General features: G+C 65.9%; 18 protein-coding genes. 5 read left to right on the top strand and 13 right to left on the bottom strand.

Annotated elements, in window-relative coordinates:
- The 7 genes from VFW45_03215 to VFW45_03185 all read right to left on the bottom strand — a co-directional run.
- Nucleotides 1-1548: VIT domain-containing protein (locus VFW45_03215; protein HEU5179774.1), on the bottom strand; the 1548-nt coding region annotated here is incomplete at its 3' end.
- 256 nt (nt 1549-1804) lie between these two features.
- Nucleotides 1805-1996, bottom strand: a complete 192-nt coding sequence (locus VFW45_03210; protein ID HEU5179773.1) for a hypothetical protein — start codon at nt 1994-1996, stop codon at nt 1805-1807.
- A 95-nt stretch (nt 1997-2091) separates the two neighbouring features.
- A complete protein-coding gene (locus VFW45_03205) occupies nt 2092-2283 on the bottom strand; it encodes a hypothetical protein (GenBank protein HEU5179772.1) in 192 nt (63 codons plus the stop codon).
- A gap of 223 nt (nt 2284-2506) precedes the next feature.
- Nucleotides 2507-3139, bottom strand: a complete 633-nt coding sequence (locus VFW45_03200; protein ID HEU5179771.1) for a response regulator transcription factor — start codon at nt 3137-3139, stop codon at nt 2507-2509.
- Between the two features lie 187 nt (nt 3140-3326).
- The gene (locus VFW45_03195) at nt 3327-4040 is read right to left on the bottom strand and encodes a 4'-phosphopantetheinyl transferase superfamily protein (protein HEU5179770.1); all 714 of its coding nucleotides are present in this window, start codon (nt 4038-4040) and stop codon (nt 3327-3329) included.
- Nucleotides 4012-6072, bottom strand: a complete 2061-nt coding sequence (locus tag VFW45_03190; GenBank protein ID HEU5179769.1) for a non-ribosomal peptide synthetase — start codon at nt 6070-6072, stop codon at nt 4012-4014. Before VFW45_03190 ends, VFW45_03195 begins: the two co-directional genes overlap by 29 nt.
- Nucleotides 6073-6350: 278 nt before the next feature.
- Nucleotides 6351-7691 carry a M48 family metallopeptidase gene (locus tag VFW45_03185; GenBank protein HEU5179768.1) on the bottom strand — a complete coding sequence of 447 codons (1341 nt, stop codon included), beginning with the start codon at nt 7689-7691 and terminating at the stop codon, nt 6351-6353.
- A gap of 469 nt (nt 7692-8160) precedes the next feature.
- Here VFW45_03185 and VFW45_03180 point away from each other — a divergent pair, with 469 nt between their 5' ends.
- Nucleotides 8161-8553 (top strand): hypothetical protein, encoded by a 393-nt coding sequence (locus VFW45_03180; protein ID HEU5179767.1) that lies wholly within the window; start codon nt 8161-8163, stop codon nt 8551-8553.
- Nucleotides 8554-8641: 88 nt separating this feature from the next.
- Nucleotides 8642-9394, top strand: coding sequence for a class D sortase (locus VFW45_03175; protein ID HEU5179766.1), 753 nt, complete (start codon nt 8642-8644; stop codon nt 9392-9394).
- A gap of 17 nt (nt 9395-9411) precedes the next feature.
- On the opposite strand, the gene VFW45_03170 is transcribed toward VFW45_03175, so the two are convergent.
- The 4 genes from VFW45_03170 to VFW45_03155 form a co-directional block, all read right to left on the bottom strand.
- The gene (locus VFW45_03170) at nt 9412-11040 is read right to left on the bottom strand and encodes a hypothetical protein (protein ID HEU5179765.1); all 1629 of its coding nucleotides are present in this window, start codon (nt 11038-11040) and stop codon (nt 9412-9414) included.
- A gap of 190 nt (nt 11041-11230) precedes the next feature.
- Nucleotides 11231-11671 (bottom strand): DUF3617 family protein, encoded by a 441-nt coding sequence (locus tag VFW45_03165; GenBank protein HEU5179764.1) that lies wholly within the window; start codon nt 11669-11671, stop codon nt 11231-11233.
- 177 nt (nt 11672-11848) lie between these two features.
- Nucleotides 11849-12319 carry a CBS domain-containing protein gene (locus tag VFW45_03160; protein HEU5179763.1) on the bottom strand — a complete coding sequence of 157 codons (471 nt, stop codon included), beginning with the start codon at nt 12317-12319 and terminating at the stop codon, nt 11849-11851.
- Between the two features lie 43 nt (nt 12320-12362).
- On the bottom strand, nt 12363-13061 hold the full coding sequence (locus VFW45_03155; protein HEU5179762.1) for an RNA polymerase sigma factor: 699 nt from the start codon (nt 13059-13061) through the stop codon (nt 12363-12365).
- A 247-nt stretch (nt 13062-13308) separates the two neighbouring features.
- Here VFW45_03155 and VFW45_03150 point away from each other — a divergent pair, with 247 nt between their 5' ends.
- Entirely contained in the window at nt 13309-14643 is a 1335-nt protein-coding gene (locus tag VFW45_03150) for a hypothetical protein (GenBank protein ID HEU5179761.1), read from the top strand.
- Between the two features lie 14 nt (nt 14644-14657).
- Here the strand turns inward: VFW45_03150 and VFW45_03145 are convergent, their stop codons facing one another.
- Both VFW45_03145 and VFW45_03140 read right to left on the bottom strand, forming a co-directional pair.
- On the bottom strand, nt 14658-15707 hold the full coding sequence (locus VFW45_03145; protein HEU5179760.1) for a M48 family metalloprotease: 1050 nt from the start codon (nt 15705-15707) through the stop codon (nt 14658-14660).
- A 110-nt stretch (nt 15708-15817) separates the two neighbouring features.
- Nucleotides 15818-16186 carry a DUF6496 domain-containing protein gene (locus tag VFW45_03140; protein ID HEU5179759.1) on the bottom strand — a complete coding sequence of 123 codons (369 nt, stop codon included), beginning with the start codon at nt 16184-16186 and terminating at the stop codon, nt 15818-15820.
- Between the two features lie 158 nt (nt 16187-16344).
- Here VFW45_03140 and VFW45_03135 point away from each other — a divergent pair, with 158 nt between their 5' ends.
- Both VFW45_03135 and VFW45_03130 read left to right on the top strand, forming a co-directional pair.
- Nucleotides 16345-17220, top strand: a complete 876-nt coding sequence (locus tag VFW45_03135) for a Ku protein (GenBank protein ID HEU5179758.1) — start codon at nt 16345-16347, stop codon at nt 17218-17220.
- A 13-nt stretch (nt 17221-17233) separates the two neighbouring features.
- Nucleotides 17234-17626 (top strand): DNA polymerase ligase N-terminal domain-containing protein (locus VFW45_03130; GenBank protein ID HEU5179757.1); only part of this gene is annotated, 393 nt, incomplete at its 3' end.

Here is a 17626-nt window from a genome sequence, read left to right as displayed (position 1 = left end):
GAACAGGTCGGGGATGGCGGGAGGCTCCACATCGTAGGCATCGAAGTCCTCGAACTCGATCTGGAGGTGCGTGAGGACGGGAGACTCGATGTATTCCCGGAACCGGCGGGCGGCCCCGGCCGCTTCGGCCGGCTCGGTCACGACGAACGGCTCGCCCAATCCCGCCTTCGCCATTCCTTCCACGAGGTAACGGTTGACCGAAGAGCCGATACCGAAGCTGAAGACATTGGTCCGGTCCAGGTGCGCGGCGATCAGTTCGAAGACCTCCGATTCCGCTGCCACGAAGCCGTCCGTGATTACGACCACGCTGCGGGACGCGCGCTCGTCCCGCGGCAGGGCCATGGCGGTTTTGAGAGCGGGGACGATCTCGGTCCCCCCACCCCCCCGCTCGTTCTCGATCGCCTGGAGGGCCAGGCGGACGTTCTCCGGGCTCGCCTCCAGGGAGCGCTCGGCCAGGACGCGGTCGCCGCCCGCGAACAACACGACGTTGAAGCGGTCCACGGGCCGCAGCCCGCCAATGAGGTCCCGGATGACAGCCTTGGCGGTCTGCAGAGGGAAGCCTTCCATCGAGCCCGACACGTCCAGGACGAAGATGTACTCGCGCGGCGGAATGTCGGCGGGCCTGACCGTCTCGGGAGGCTGGACCATCAGGAGGAAGAAGCTCTCCTTCTCTCCCTGGTAGAGCAGGAGCCCGCTCTGGATCTCGTTCCCGGCCAGACGGTAATCCAGGATGAAGTCGCGGTCTCCCGCGAACTCGTCAGGATTGGCCAGCGACACCTCGGCCAGGTCCTGCCGCTTCCAGTCGACGGTCGCCGCATGGGAAAGACAGTGCACGTCGCGCAGTGGAATCGCGGTGGAGAGGACCACCCGGATGGCGAAACGGGTCGCGGGCGCTTCTCCCTCGTGCAGGAAGGGACTCTTCGCCCATTCCATCGGCTCGGCCTCCCGTACCGGACGTGCGGGCCCCTCGGACCGCGGGGCGCCACTGACGTAGCGCGGGCCTACCACGGTCGGGTAGACGAACTCGTAAGTGCCGTCGGTGGGCACCAGCAGCTCGGTGTAGTGGAGCTCCACCTCGACGCGATCCAGCGGCAGGATGTTCGCAACGCTCATCGTGAAGACATTGGGACGCTGCTGCTCCAGGAGCGAGGCGCTCTTCCCCTGCGACCGGGCGGTTTCGAATTCCCGCTTCGCCGTCTCGCGCTCCCGGATCCTCGCGACGGTCACCTCGTCGCCAATCCGGATGCTCATGCCATGCAGGGCCGCCCGGGTCGATCCCGGAAAGACGTAGCGCGCATGAATCGGCGCCGCTCCCTCATTGGCGTAGGTCTGTCTGACCCGGACGTCCGCGATGACGCCATTGATGGTCGCGTCGACTTCGGTCGACTCGAGCGGAAAGGCGTCGGAAGCGCCCTCCGGGGCGAGGAGCTGGAAGTAGGGGGATAGTGTCTTGTCGGCCTCTTCCGAGGCTGCCCCCGCGTAAGTACCCCCCAGAATTGCCGTCAAGAACAACGGACCTAGAACCTGCACCCACCGACCCCACGCCATGTCACGCCTCCTTCTTTGTTTTCGGAACCCGGCTCGGATCCCGTCTGATGGAGACGTTAGGACCCGGATGTGTGCGCCGAAGGGGAAGGGTGTGCGAATCGTGTGCGAATCGGGTGGGGTGAGGGGCAGGGGGGTCCGGACCCGGAGGAGGCTGATGAGCGCCGCCTCCGGGTCCTCTATGGGACAAAGCCTTCGACGTCCTCCGGCTCAGCGAGCAACCGGCGCGAGCAGAACGGTCAGGCTATTGCTTGCCTTTTCAGGCCTCTCCGGTCAACACCGGCAGGTCGAGGGTGTCCACAAAATCGACCTCGTCGGGATCGGGATCCGATTCCCAATCGTGATGGTTCCGGGGCTTTTCCGGCTCGGGCCCGAACTCGGCCCAGTCCTGATTGTCCTTGTCGGCTTTCAGAGGACGGGGACGCTCGTGGGCTTTCGCGCTCGACTTCATGGCTCACCTCCTTGAATCATTTTGGAACGGTACAGCTTCGAGATTGCAGTCAATCTCGATGGAATGAACCCGGGCAGCCCTTGGAATGTTCCGCTTCAGTGACTTTGACCGCGGCGCCGGGGGTCGGTGCCGGTCGGCTTTTCGGGCTCGCGATACTCGTTCTCCTCCTCGTCGCGATCTTCGAGATCATCGATGTCGGGATCGGTCTCGCCGCTCGGAGAGTTGGGATTCCGGTCGGCCGGTGACTTGCGATCTTTGGGCTCTTCGAACCGCTCTTGCTTCTTCATGACATCGCCTCCTGATTTCTTGAGAGCCGAGGGGATCTCGGCACGCTCAAGATAGCGCTAACAGAAATACACCCCGCCGATGGAGGCGGACAGCAGTGAATCAACCTATTCGTCCCGGGGGGTTCCCCGGAGCCTTCCTTACGTGTGCCCAAGGCTAAAGTAGACAAAGATTTAGAGAAGGGATGAATGGGAGAAGCGCGCCGCCGGGGGGTAGCGGCGCGCCTCAGGCCTGCACGATGCCGTGCTTGATGGCATAGCGCACCAGGCCCGCGGTCTGATGAATGTCGAGCTTGCTCATCAGGTGGGTGCGGTGCGATTCGGCCGTCTTCTCGCTTACGCCCAGGATCGAGGCGGCTTCCTTGGTCGACTTCCCTTCGGCGACCAACTGGAGAATCTGGCGCTCGCGGGGGGACAATGGGTCCGGAGGCAGCTCCTCGCGATTCTTGTAGAGCTCGAGGACACTGCGGGAGATACCGGGACTCAGGTAGATCTTCCCGTAGACGACTTCGTGCACTGCCTGCACCAGGTCGGTGGCCGCCTGGGTCTTGAGCACATATCCGGTCACCCCGGCGCGCAGCGCTCCGAGCACGTAAGGCTCCTCGTCATGGACCGTGACGAGCAACGTGCGGGTGTTGCGCGAGATGCGGCGGATCTCCCGGGCCGTGTCGACGCCGTTGAGCCCTGGCATTCCCAGATCCAGGATGGCGACATCCGGTTGTGTGGTGCCGACGAGTTGAAGCGCTTCGTGCCCGTTCGAGGCTTCCGCCACGACCTCGAACCGCTCCTCCTCGAGCAGCGCCCGGATTCCTTGTCGAACTATCTGGTGATCATCGGCGAGCAGGATTCGAATCGGCACCTTCAACTCCCTGGAAAGGCCGACTTCGTGTCGGATTTGCGTTGGTGAGCAATCGATGTGCCACGCAGCCGAGCGGCGGCGCGAAGGAAGGAAAGAACCTTCCCCTCAGTCAATTAGTCGCGATCGGGAGATGGCAGAACAGATTTCGGCTGTGTCGCCTCGCGAGGACTGCTCATGAGCGAGCTGGTCACGCTCTCTTGAGCGCGACCCGATCGGGCGTGGGCACGACGCGCGGGCTATCCTCCTCACAATGCATGACCTGTCCTTCCCCTGCCTCTCCCGGAAGCGCGACCGAGGCGAAATGATTCGGCGTCAAACGCCAGACGGCGACGTGCCAGGTTGACGCATCTCCTACTTCGAAGGTCTCCGTGGATGTTCCCTGGCGTGCCGCTTTGGCAATCGCCTCCTTGAGGGTCCACAGGGAGGCGAGACTTTCGACTCCTTTTCCGGCGGTGAGGGCTCTCATCGCCTGCTGCTCGCGCAGCGAGCAGAGGGACGAGGCCATTCCCAAAGGACCGAGCGCGCGGGTGCTCTCGACGCAAGCCCCCACGGCGCGTCCCAAGGCGACGGCGCACAGCGCGATGCCGTCGGCGTGAGCCAGACTCACGCGGAAAGGGATTGCCGCGGCAGGCGCCGCCACTTCGAGCCGCCCGTCGGCAGCGAACCGAAAGCGCAGCTGCGCGAGCAGGCAGCCAGAAGCCCGAACGAGCATCCGGCGCGCCAGAGCGTGGGCGGCCAGGAAGTCCCGGCGCTCTTCCGCCCGGCGAATCCTCGCCAGGTGCAGCCGCTCCTCCGCGCCCAGGCCGGCGGCCGCCTCCGCCGGGGCTTCCCGCAGGTCGCCGTCGACGGAGCGGACGAACCGTACCTGGACTTCATGCAAACGAGCCTTGGCCTCGCTCATCGTAAGTCTCCTCCCGCTCACTTGATTGCTCCCGCAGCTCATTGAACTTCAGGGGATGCGGCACGTGACGCGCTGCTTCCAAGCCGAGGGCGCGCCAGGCGCGACGAAGGATCCGCCGCCACAAAGGGCGGCGCCGTGTCTTTCGTACCGCGCGGCGCGGGGCTTCCACGAGACGCGCCTCGAGCTCTCGCGCCAGCGACGCGACCGTCGGGTATCGATAGACATCGGCCGTGGAAGCCTGGGCGAGATGGGGAACCTTGCGAAGCTCGTGCGCCAGCCGTGCCGCCATGAGGGAGGTCCCGCCCAGATCCAGGAAGAAATGGTCCTCCGGGGACACGGTGCACGGCCTGAAGAGATCCTCCCAGAGAGACAGAATCCGCCGCTGCGTTTCGCTCCCGGCAGCAGTGAGCCTGGAAACGAGCGGTCGCGCCAGCGCCGCTCGATCCAGGCCGCCGGTAGAGAGAAGCGGCAGTGCGGAGACCACTTCGACTGTCGGGGGCACTCTTTCGGGCGGCAGACGCCGGCGAAGGTGATCGAGCAAGGCTGCCAGGTCGAGCTGCGCGCCGCGGCGCATTACGACGTACGCAGCCGGTTGCGGCGATCCGGCGGCGTCCTCCCGGACGCCCAGGGCCGCCGCCCGCACTTCGCGCATCTCCAGAAAGGCCGATTCGATCGCCACCGGATCCCCCGCGAAATCCGGCATTCCCGGCAGCCCCTCGCCCGGCGAAACGAGCTGAAAGTTACCGTCCCAATCCAGCCTGGCCCGAACGCCGGTCCTGAAGAGCCGTGCGGGGCGCTCATCACGCGGCGCGAAGGGATCGCGGACGAAGCGCCGTCGCGTCTCTTCGGGATCGCCCAGATAGCCGCGGGCCACGCCGCCTCCCGCGATGCAGATCTCGCCCGCCTCACTGCGCGCCACGGGGCGCTGCCGCTCGTCCATGAGATAGACGCGCGTGCCCGGAATGGCCGTGCCCAGATTCACGGGGCGTCCCGCCCGCATCTCGCCGCAGGTCGAGACAACGGTGGCTTCGGCGGGACCGTAAGTATTCAAGATGCGCAGACCCGGCCGGGCCCAGCGCTTTACCAAAGGAGGGGGACAGGGCTCCCCTCCGAGAATCAGGAGGCGGAGGCTCGGCACGCTCCCCTCCATCAGGGACAGAAAAGTAGGCACGCTCGAGAGCACGGTGACCCCCCGCCGTGCGAGGAGTTGCGGAAGGTCCGGTCCCGAGCGTGCCATTTCCGCGGTCGCGGGGACGAGGGCCGCGCCGGCCGAGAAGGCAAGCCATATCTCTTCGAGGGAGCGGTCCGACGAGAGCGAGGCGCCCTGGTAGACCCGGTCGTCCGGCCGCATGCTGTAGAGCCAGCGCTCGGCGCGCGCCAGGTGCGCGGCATTGCGATGCTCGATCATCACGCCTCGCGGCCGGCCAGTAGACGCCGGGTCGTAGATGACGCAGCACAGGTCTTCCGCCTTCAGACCGACCTCGACCCGAGTGAGGCGCATCGGGCTTTGCGCCAGGATCGCCTCCCGATCGGCGTCGAGGCGCACGATCTCGACGGGAAGATTCGCATAGGGCGCCGCCAGCTCGTCGCTGGTCACCAGCGCCGTAGCTCCCGAGTCGCGCAGGAGGCTCGCCGTGAGATCCCCATCCCAATCGGGATCGAGGGGAATGAAGGCCCCTCCCGCCTTGAGGATTCCGAGCAGGGCGACGTAGGCCTCAGGCGATTGCGGCAGAAGCATGGCGACGAGCGATCCGGCGCCGACGCCGCGGCACCGCAGGTGTCGCGCCAGCCGGTTGGCGCGCGCCTCCAGAATGCAATACGCCGTCACTCTCTCGTCCCACAGCACCGCCATCGAGCGCGGCCGCGCATCCGCCTGCCCCTCGAAGATCCGATGCAGGAGACCGTCACGGGGTCTTGGCTCACCGACCGGGGGAGGAAACTGCGACACCCTGCCGGGCGCGCCGGAGTGCTCATCGAGTGGGGATGACGTTCTCACCAGGGTTGGGCGGCGCATCGCATCCTTTCTCATCATCGTTGCTTCCTCGCTCCTTGGGACCTCGTTGGTGACCTTGGTAGGGTAGCCACACCCTTCCCCTCAGGACATCGGGGCAATAACCCCATAGCAGGGGGGGAATCCCTGTACCGGCGACGACCTGTCAGATTCGATCGCGGGTATATCGGCCCTTCACGCGCGGCAGCTTTCCAGCCGCCGGGTGCAAGGGTGCCCCTGCCCGGGCAGCGACCAAAGGTGATGGATGCGGAGCGGAAGCAGCGAGGCGCGGCGAATGGATCGGAGATTGCCGGCGCGGATTATTTAACGAAGCGCGGTTCCCTGCCCTTCGACCAGGGGTCGTAGGTCGCGAACAGCCGAATTCGATCGGCAACGGTGGGATGGTCGTAGAACAGCAGGACATAAAGCGGGTTCGGATCGGGATCCACGAATACCTTTTCTCCGAATTTCTGGAACGAGGCGGCCGCGGCCTGGCCCGGATCGGCCAGGATCCCGTGGGTGACTTCCAGAGAATAGATGTCGGCTTGGTTCTCCTGGTAGCGGGAGAAGGCATTACCGAGAACCGCCACCGGAAGCCCCAGCGCACCCGCCAGCAGGAGCAGCGCCGGAAGCGACGCCCAGTCGCCGATACCGCTCAGGCGCCAGGCCTCCCCGCGCCGCGCCAGCAACCCTACGGCGGCGCGCTGCACCGCGTAGAGCACCGCGAGGCTGGCCGCGAAGAAAAAGACCAGGGCTCGGGCCACGTGGCCGAGAACGTAGTGGCCGAGCTCGTGGCCGAACACCGTGACGATCCCGTCGGTCGTCTCCTGGGCCAGAGTTGTGTCCCAGACCACGATCCGCTTCGAGCTGCCCACCCCGGTGACGTAAGCGTTCGGCACGACCGACTTGACGCTCGCCTCCATCCAGAACATGCGGCTCGCCGGCACCTCCCATCCGGCGCGTCGTGCCACCCGCTGGAGCTCGGGCACCAGCTGCGGCGCTTTGGAAGCCAGCGGCTCGAAGCGGAAGAACAGAGGATCGATGATGAGCGGATGCAGGAACACCAGGACGACGGCGAGCGGGACCGTGATGGCCCAGAACCCGAGCCACCATCGTCGCGGGCTGACGCGAATGAGCGCATAGAGAATCCAGACCACCAGGGAGCCGAGAAGCGTGACGAGAGCGACCACCTTGGCCCAATCCCCCATCCATGAGCCCCAGGACTGGACCGAGATGCCGTAGCGCTTGAGGACGACCTCGTCGAAGACGTCGAGCGGCAGGCTCAGCACGGCATAAGTGAGCGCCAGACACCCGGTGAGCAGGAGAGCCTGGAGGGGACGGAACCGCGAAGCCGATTCGGCGAAACTCCTGAAGCGCGCGGACCAACCGGTCCTCAGAATGAGCCAGAGGATGAAGAGCGAGTAGCCGACTCCGAACAGCCGTGAGGCGAAGCGGAGCCGGCTGAGGAAGTGCGCCTCGCGATGCAACGTCTCGGGGAGCCGGTATTCGGTGATTCGCTCCGGCGCTCCAGCGCGCACGGCGGCGGTACCGCCCGGCTCGGGAGCCGGGGGCGCCGCATCGGTCATCGTGGCGCGCGCCAACGGACTCAGGGCCGCGAAAAGCGCCATGGCGAGGCAGGTTTTTCCGAGTGCGCGGAACATGATTCCCGATTCTCTCCCCAAGGCCGGCGGTGCTCAACCGGCGAACCCCCGGTTCGGAGCGCCCGGAAGCCCTTACATCTCAGTGAGGGGGTCTCCCAGGCAATCCGGCGGCCAGGCGCCTCCTGTTGAATTCAGCGCCTCGAAAGATGACGCTCGTCCCGGTCAGGGGACAAAGGCCGCCGAGCGGCGGGATCCGGTGATTTCAAACCCTCCGTAGCATCACGTAGGGAAACTCCGGAGGCGAAGGAAGATTTTCTCCGAGTCGTGCCGCTTCGAGTCTCCAGCCTCGAGAATGCCGCCCGGTAAGCCTCTCCTTGTGAAAAATCGATTCGCGGCTGGCATTGGGCTTGCTGATGCTCCCGTCTGAACACTCGAGTGATTTCAGCGACTTATTAGTCGCTCAACGCGGTACGCGGACGCAAGCAGGAGGAGGGCTGCGGCTCCTACCGCAATCCAAGGAGGATGAGTTATGAAGCGCATGTTGCTCGCCTTGCTGGGCGTCCTCGTTCTCTCGCTGGCCGGGAGCGTGAGCATCGCCCAGACCGATTATGGGAACACCAACGATCCGCCCGCCGCAGATCAGCCGACCGGGTCCTCGACCTCGGATGTGACCGGCAGCCAGTCGGCAGATTCGCCGACTTCTCCCACCACCGATCCGAATGCCGACCCGAACCGGGATCAGTATCAGAACCAGAACCCCAACACGGATCCCAACGCCGCTCAATACCAGAACCAGGCCGATCAGAACCGGAATGCTCTTCCGAGGACCGGCAGCAACGATTTCCTGGCCCTGGCGCTCGGTCTCTCCGCCCTGGGCGGAGCAGTCATGCTGAGGCTGTTGGGGCTTCGCAGGGTTCAGTAGTGCTGGAGAGGGACCGCCGCGGCGCCGCGACCGGTGGCGCCGTGGTTCCCCTCCTCTTTCCTTACTTATCAAAGGATCCGGAGCGGTTATGGCCCGCCAAAAGTTCTTAACGTGGCTGCAGCGAGTCCTTCTCGTCGTTGCCGCCTTATCGCTGGGAGTCTTCGCCTTCAACTGGCTCGATGCCACCGTCTATCAGTGGCTGCAGCAGCGCCGGTTGAACGATGCGATCCGGGGCAAGACATTCGGCCAGGTCCAGGGTGACAAGCAGGAGGTGGTGCGCGCCGCGGCAACGCGGCGGGAAATCTCCAGAAGCGGCCTCATCGGGAGGATCGAGATCCCGCGTCTCGGGGTCAGCGCGATGGTTGCCGAGGGCACCAGCACGCGCGTTCTGCGACGCGCCGTGGGACACCTCAGCGAGACCTCATTGCCCGGGGAGCCCGGCAACGTTGCGCTTGCCGGGCACCGGGATTCCTTTTTCCGGCGTCTGTCGGGCGTGAGGGAGGGCGATCGCGTCCGCATCACGACTCCCGACGGCGTGCACGAATACAGCGTCGAATCGCATCGCGTCGTCGGTCCAAAAGACATGGGCGTCCTCAAGTCCTCTTCGACTCCCACGCTGACGCTGATTACCTGCTTCCCCTTCAACTATATCGGCGCCGCACCGGAGCGCTTCGTGGTCCGGGCCCGCCAGATTGAGCCGATCGGCCCGAAGGCAACGGGATCCGTTCCCGATCGGCGCCCCTCCCTGGATCCCGGCCGCTCCCTGCGAGAAGCACCCGTAACCGGGGGCTCCACTGTCGAAGTCGATTCTCCTCGCCGCACGCTCGAAACCGCCCGCTAGCCGAAGCCTGATCGGCTTTACGACCACTCCGCATCCTTACCGTCTCTGCGCCTGTCACGGACGATGCAGTCCAGCATCGTGAGGTTTCCGGCACGGTTCAACGTATGGACCGTCAGCACACGGGGATCCCAGTCCGGAAGAATCCTGGCGGCTTCGACCTCTTCGTATTCCTTCTCATCGATCCTCACGATCCGATTGACCACGATCGCCTTGCCATAGCGCGTTCCGCAGTCCTGCCCGGGACGGTACCAGGCGCCGCGATACTCGAACAGATGGCCCGCCGGTCGCGCGCGCCGGGCATCCGAGACCACCGGGTTGCGGGGATGGGGGATCCACGGACCCTGCGGCCGCTCCGCATGGTAGAGATGCAGCTCGTCCCAGGTCGAGCCTCCTTCCGGGGCATGGTTCACGAACATCCACCACCGCCCGCCGATTTCGACGAGAGTCGCATCGTAGGCCCGCGCTCCTTCCAGCAGCCGCTCCTCCTCGACCCATTCAAAGGGAAAGCGGGTCGCCCGATAGAGCTGCAGATTTCCCGACCCTGCTGATTCCGGCAGCAGGTACCACTCCGCTCCAATCCGGTAGACGCCCGGATAGGAAAGGTGGGTGGGCTGCTGGAGGATGACGCGCGGGGCGTCGCAGGCTCCGGCAGCATCCATCTTCATGACGCTGAGGTGGCCGATGCCGCTGGCCGGGATTTCCTCGAAGAAGATCCAGTACCCGTCCTCCGTCGCAATCGGGAAGGGGTCGGCCTGATACGTTCCTCGAGGCGGAGGCAGGATGCGGTCGGGACGCGGCGACAGCCCTTCTTTTCCGAAGGCGCAGGCCAGACGCCACCCTTCGCGAACCTGGCGACCTCCGAGGAGATCACGCCCGAAGCGCCGCACCAGCTTCGCCACGGCCGTAACGACTTCGCCGTTTCCCGGGGGGGTCGGCCGGTAGGGGCCCTCCATGACGACCTCCGGGATTCCGCCACCCCGCGCCTCGATCGGATCCCCGGAATGCAGCCGGCGCAGGACGCGCGCCGGGAATTGCGCCAGCTTGGGAAGGCACTGATCGAGCGTCCGGTAGACCGAGCGTTTGTGAGTAGGCGACCAGGAAGCATAGAGCAGGCGGGTCGAGCCCTCTTCCCCGTCCCGCGAGACCAGCGCCGAGAAGAACGGCTCCTTCCCTTCCGCCACCTCCCGGAATGCCGGGGGCCGCGCCGCGAGGCGCGGCGTCGCCCCGTGGCGATAGCTCCAGACTCCCAGCCGGGCGCTGGCGGCCGCTTCGATCGGAGGGCCCTGCCGGCGGAAATCGATCAGGACGTCGAGCCGGTGCGCCTGGAGCTCCTCGATATTCCCGGGATGCAGGGCGAGCATCGGGCATCCCGGCAACCCGGAAGCCACATCGCTCTCTTCCAGAGAATCGGCGCGGCGGCCATAAAGGCGCCGGTCCAGGCGCTGGAAAACTTGGTAGGCGGCATGATTCCAACCGCCTCCGGTTCCACCGCGATCGACATTCCCCGGCGCAATCTGCACGAGCAGGACGATGCGGGCCTCGGGCAGGGCCTGGATGGCGCGGACGGCCTGGTGCACCCAGCGCGGCGCAGGCTGATCGAGGATCACTCCGACGCGTAGGGCGGAGCCGGTGGCTTCGATCATCACGGTGAAGGCTCTCCGCCAGGGCGAACGGCCTGGACAGGCGCCGGATCAGGCACCCGTCCCGCGGCAACTAAACGCCCACATCGAAGCGGGATTATCTCACGTGCCTGGAGCTCGGAGTGGAACGGGGGCAGGGACGAAAAAGGGCGACGGGAGATCCCGCCGCCCTGGGAGCTGCCGAGGCTATGCGGCTCTACTTCTTGATCTCGCAATCACCCAGACGCTTGCCACTGAGCTTCGTCGTCATGCTTCCCTGAGCGGAGGTGAACTTGAGCGATCCGGCGTAGGTGTCGCCGCTGCGCGTGATCTCGCCTTCCCCCGTCATGTCGGGCGATTCACACACCGTCTTCCAGGTGATTTTGGCGCCTTCCTTCTTGAAATCGCTGTTCCTGCACTTGCTGCGCTCGTCGGCGGCCACGGGCGGCTCCTTCCACTCCTTCGCGGTACAGATCCTCATGGTGCGGGCCGGCAGGGACATCGGCATCCCTTGCATGGCCATCTGCGACGTGACCTCCCAGGAATCGCCGATCTCCTTCGCCGGCGCGGGAGCGGTGTCGGCCGCGAGCACGGGGATCGACATCAGAGCGACAAGCGGGATCAACGCGGCAAGGCGGCGAGCCGGCCCAGGAGCCATGGTTTCCCCCCAAGTTGTGTGCAGAGCGAATCGATGTTGCAGCCAGCATACGAAGGGCGGCGCCGCCGTGTCAACGGCGCCGCCCCGCCAAAGACCCATCGGCCTGCTGGCGATGGTGGGATGTACCGGACCCCTCGCCGAAAAAATCAGGCGGACAACGTCCCGGCGAACGGGACGCTACGCGGTGCGACGCCTGCCGTGGTGCGGCGTGCCGACTTCCTTGAGCGTCCGGACCAGCGCCGTGTTCGCGTCCAGGACGCGGCCGCCGGAGAACCGGGTCGCTTCGCGCGCCAGGTCGTTCACCGAGAGGATCCCGAGGACCCGCCCGTCGGTGTCGAGGACCGGCAACCGCCGCACCTGTTTTTCGCCCATCTCCCTCTCCGCCACCTCGACCGCATCGGTCGCGCGGACGGCGAAAAGCTGGCTCGACATCGCGCTGCTCACCGGGATCGACTCCAACGGGCGTCCCTGGGTGTAGGCCGCCATGCAGACGTCACGATCCGTGATCATGGCGATCACTCGATCCTCGGCGTCCACGACCGGCAGCACCCCGCAATCTTCCTCCCACATGAGCCGCGCGGCATTTCCGAGATGGTCGTCGGATTTCACGGTAACCACGGGTCGATGCATGACCTTTTCGATACGCATGGAAGAAAACTCCTTCTCTTCACTCATCGGAAATGGGCCTTCCTCACGCCGGAGGCGCCGCCGCCGGCGCGATCCGGGGCATCACGGCATGCACCACCCGATCGCAGCGCGCCAAGTGCAGCGTGAACAGGTCGGCGGGCGTGACGCCGGCCCGGCGATAGAGCTCCTTGCGGAGCATGGCGCGCGCCCTCAGCAGGCGCGTGCGCACGACTTCCTCGCTGACCCCGAGCGCCTCGGACGCCTCCGCCGTGTCCATCTCCTCGATCTCGCGGAGCACGAAGACAATCCGGTAATTCTCCGGCAGCGCGTCCAACCCGCGCTCGACCAGGAGCCTCACTTCCCGATCGAAGAGGCGGCTCTCGGGCTCGGCGATGCTCATGCGCGAGCATGCCTCCGCTTTCTGGGTGCCGCGCAGGAGGGGATCGAAGGCGCGGAGGCGCGCCGCCCTGCGGCGCCGCGCCGAGGCTTCGTGGACGACGATCTTGGTGAGCCAGGTGGAGAAGAGCGCCCGTCCGGCGAACTGCTCGAGATGCTCGTAGGCTCGCACGTAGGCGTCCTGCATCACGTCCTCGGCTTCGAGCTCGCTGCCTAGAATCGATCGCGCGACTCGATAGAGGCGCTGGTTGTAGCGGCGCATGAGGATTTCGAAGAGGGAGGTCTCGCCGGCGCGGATCCTCCGGACGATCTCCTCGTCGGAAAGAGCCGACTGCCGGGCGCTCCGCAGCAGCACGAGCGTTTCCATGTCGCCTCCAGAGGCTCCCATTGTAAAGGCACTTTTTCTGAAGAAAAAGACAAAGAGAGATCGATGAATCACTCGTCACGCCGCGCGCCTGGCCGCACTCTGTAGGAGCGACACCGGAGGATCGGCTTCACGGCCAAGGAGATCCGGGAAAAACGGTATTGTCTCGATCACAGCACGAAGCCCGCGACGACTTTGCGATGTGCGCGGACCACCGGGCGTCCACGGACGCCCATCCATGGAGGACTTGATGCGACGCTTGAAGATACTCTTGGGAGCGGCCGGGACGCTGTCGCTGCTGCTGGTGCTTGCCGGCATGGGAGGCTCGAGCGACACACGGCCTGCGCGTCTGACCACCTATGACCGGGCCATCGTCGACAATGGCGAGCGCATGATGGGGGAAGGGCGCAGCACTTTCCGCTTCGACACTTTCGGCGACGAGGCCTTCTGGGGCGATTTACTGCACCTGCACCAGGCGATTGCCGGGTCAAACCTCGGAGGCGTGGGGCCCGGAGTCTCGCCGCGGACCGCGCTCGCGGTCGGTCTCAAGGTGGACGTCGACGCGCTCCCCTCGACACTGATCGACAAGCTCAGGAGGCGGCAGGTTGATCTCGATTCTCCCGCCACGACGCTGGCGCTCCTCAAGCTCAACTCCGTCGTGGGTGTGACCGGTTTCTTCGACGACTCCGGAAAGCTCCGGTCGATGGGGATCCAGTGCGCCCTATGCCATTCAACGGTGGACAACTCCCTGGCGCCCGGCATCGGGCACCGCCTGGACGGCTGGGCGAACCGCGACCTGGACGTCGGCACGATCATCTCCCTCGCCCCCAATCTGCAGCCGATCGCCGGCTTGCTGAATGTCAGCCAGGATGCGGTGCGCGACGTCCTCAAGAAGTGGGGACCCGGAAAGTTCGACGCGGAGCTGATCCTGGACGGCAAGACCGTGGGTCCCGATGGAGGCACCTCCGCGACCCTGATTCCCCCCGCCTTCGGCATGGCCGGGGTGAACCTGCACACCTGGACCGGCTGGGGATCCGTGACCCACTGGAACGCTTTCGTGGCGAATCTGGAGATGCACGGCAAGGGGACGTTCTACGACCCGCGGCTGGACGATGCGGCCAAGTTCCCGATCGCCGCGGCGAACGGCTTCGGGCATGTCCGCTCCGACGAAGACCGCATCACTCCGAAGCTGGCCTCGCTGCACTTCTACCAGCTGGCCATTCCCGCGCCGCGGCCTCCCTCGGGAAGCTTCGATCGCGAGGCGGCGGCCCGCGGCCGGACGGTGTTCAATGGAGACGGCAAATGCTCCACCTGCCACGTTCCTCCACTGTTCACCGAGCCCGGATGGAACATGCACACGGCGGAAGAGATGGTCATCGATGATTTCCAGGCCAAGCGATCACCCGACGAGGCCTATCGCACCTCACCGCTGCGCGGTCTCTGGACCCATACCCGCGGCGGCTTCTACCACGACGGGCGCTTCCCGACGCTGGACGCGGTCGTCAGCCATTACGACTCGACACGCGGGCTAAAACTGAGCGAGGAGCAGAAGAAAGACCTGGTCGAGTATCTCAAGTCGCTCTGAAGCTCCCCGCCCAATCACCAGCGCTGTGCCACCGCCTGCGCGCTGGGCGGATCGATGTTCCGATTGCCGTAATTGCGCGTGATTTCGGTCTGCAGCGCCCGGGCTCGCTGGCTGGCGAGCGAGTGGTCGCCGAAGAAGAAGTTGGTGACCCGGCTGCCGTCTCCATACTTCTCCGCGAAGCGCTTCCACAGAGGCGGCGCCTTGCGCACGTCGTAGCCGGCCTCGTACACGTAGCGCAGGCCGACGCGGTCGGCCTGATCCTCGTAGCTGCGGCTGTAGACGTTCCCGACGGTCGTGACCCCGAGCAGCGTCGCTCCCTCCGCCACGACGCGGCCGCGCTCGCTGCCGATGCGCTGCGAGGCGATGATCGCGGCGACTCCCGCCAGGTTACCGACGAGGCCGCTGCGGGCCTGCCGGCGGCTGTGCTCGTAGGTGGCATGGGCCAGCTCGTGTCCCAGGACGATGGCCAGCTCGTCATCGTCCATGTCCGGGAGCAGCCCGCTGAACACGTAAACCGAGTAGTTGGCCATCGCCATCGCGTTCCAGGCCTTGTTGTCGACGACGTAGACCCGGACGCTGTCCGGATCGACATAGGAAGGGAGGAGGCGATCGACGATGCGCCGGCAACGCTCGACCTCCGGGCCGTCGGTGATCAGGCGGCCGACGAGCTTGCGCTCGCCGTGAGGTCCCGTGTCGTAGATCGCTCGCTGCGCGAGATACTTCCTCTCCTCCTCGTTGGTGGCCGACATCACCTGGCCTTCCATGAACTCCGACCCGTTGCGGGTCGCCTGAAGGCTCTTCGCGGCGATGGTCCCGTCGCGGCGCCGGCGGCCCTGTGCCTTGACGGAGTAACCAAGAGGGACATCGAAGGCGCTGCGGTACCTGCCCGCGTCCAGCTTCGTCCTCTTCGTCACCTCGAGGCGCTGGCCGTCCACGATGAGATAGGGCGGCTTCTTGAATTCCAGATAGCCGTCGAGCTTCTCCTTCGCTGCCGCCTCGGTCCGCATTCCGACTCCGGCGAAGAGAATGGCGAAGAAAAAGGTGATGCTCTTGTGCCTGTGCATGGTCTTGCCTCCTTGCACCGAAAGCAGCCTACCCGGCGCGCGGAGGTGAGGGCATTCGGGGGAAAACTGTAGGGTTGCGGCGTTTTCCCCCTCGGGTGATGGCCCCAGGGTCAGGCGGCCTCGCGGGACCCGCCGCGCTTGCGCGGCACGCGCGCGCCCTTCTTGCGAGCCTCGGACAGACCGATGGCAATCGCCTGCTTGCGGCTGTGCACCGTCCCGCCGTGCCCGCGTGGGCCGCTCTTCAGCGTGCCGCGCTTCCGGCGCCGCATGGCGCTCTCGACGCTGCGGCTCGCGCCGGGGCTGTAGCGGCGACTCTTCGACCGGCTGCGAGGCTTGCTGCCCGAGCTGGAGCGGGCGGAGCGGCTGCCGGTGCGGCTGCGCGAGCGGCTTCCGCCGCGGCTGGATTTGCCCTGGGCGCCGGTACGGCTGCGCGACCGGCTGCTGCTGGACGATTTGCTTCGACTGGATCTGCCTCTCATCAGCGACCTCCCAAATCGGGTTGAAGAATCGTTCGAGAACCTCTCGAACCCCGCTAGCAGTACGCAATTCCCGCGCCACATCGGCGTTGCAGCTTTCCTTTGCCCGCGACGGAGCGCGCGCCTATCCTGGATCGTGTGAAGATTGGAGGAAGCGAGCCATGGCGAGAGCGTTCTGGAAAGGCAGCATCAGCTTCGGACTCGTGAACATACCGGTCGCTCTTCATCCCGCCGAGGAATCGAACGAGCTGTCGTTCAATCAGCTCGACCGGCGCGACCTGAACCCCATCGGGTACAAACGTATCAACAAGAAGACTGAGAAGGAGGTCCCCTGGGGACAGATTGTGCGCGGCTATCAGTACCGCAAGGGGAGCTACGTCGTGCTCACCGATCAGGATCTCAAGCGCGCCAATGTCGAGGCGACGCAGACGATCGACCTCGTGGGCTTCGTCGAGGCTTCGCAGATTTCGCCGCTGTATTTCGAGCGTCCCTATTACATCGAGCCCGCCAAGGGCGGCGCCAAGGCTTACGCGCTGCTGCGCGAGACGCTGCGGCGCACCGGGATGGTGGGCATCGCCAGCGTGGTGATGCGCACGCGCCAGCACATGGCCGCGCTGCTCGAGCGGGACGGAGTCCTGGTCCTGGAGGTCCTGCGCTGGAATCACGAGCTGCGCTCGACGAAAGGCCTCGAGATTCCCGGGGAGCGCGAAGCGCGCGTGTCGCCGAAAGAGGCCGACATGGCGGTACAGCTGGTGAAGGGAATGATGGAGAAGTGGAATCCCGGGAAGTACAAGGATACTTACGCCGCCGATCTCATGGCCCTCATCAAGAAGAAGGTCGCCTCCGGGAAGACCGCGGAGGTGGATGAGAGCGAGCCGGCGCCCGCGAAGAAGCGCGGGGTCGTCGTCGATTTGATGCCGCTGCTCAAGAAGAGCCTCGAGCAGAAGCAGGGCCGCGCCGGATCCCGGCGGCGTACGACGGCGTCCGGACGGACGGCGGGACGCGGCGTGTCGGCGCGCGGGCGCCGGGCGAGCTGAGGGAGAGATTCCGGTGGCACTGGCGACCTATCGCAAGAAGCGGCGCTTCACCGCCACTCCCGAGCCGCGCGGCCGGGTCGGCAGGCAAGCCGCGCGGGGCCGCTCCCTCCAGTTCGTGATCCAGAAGCACGACGCGACCCGGCTGCACTACGACTTCCGGCTGGAGCTGGACGGGGTCATGAAGAGCTGGGCCGTGCCGAAGGGGCCGAGCCTGGATCCCGCCGTCAAGCGCATGGCCGTGCACGTCGAGGATCACCCGATCGAGTACAACAAGTTCGAAGGCATCATCCCGAAAGGTGAGTATGGAGGCGGCCCCGTGCTGATCTGGGATCGCGGCAGCTGGATCCCGGAGGAGGACCCACGCGAGGCGTACCGCCGGGGCACCCTGAAGTTCCAGCTGGAAGGC

Source organism: Candidatus Polarisedimenticolia bacterium (assembly GCA_035764505.1).
Lineage (GTDB): Bacteria > Acidobacteriota > Polarisedimenticolia > Gp22-AA2 > AA152 > AA152.
Note: the sequence above shows the minus strand (reverse complement) of the source record. Positions and strands in the feature narration are given on the sequence as shown.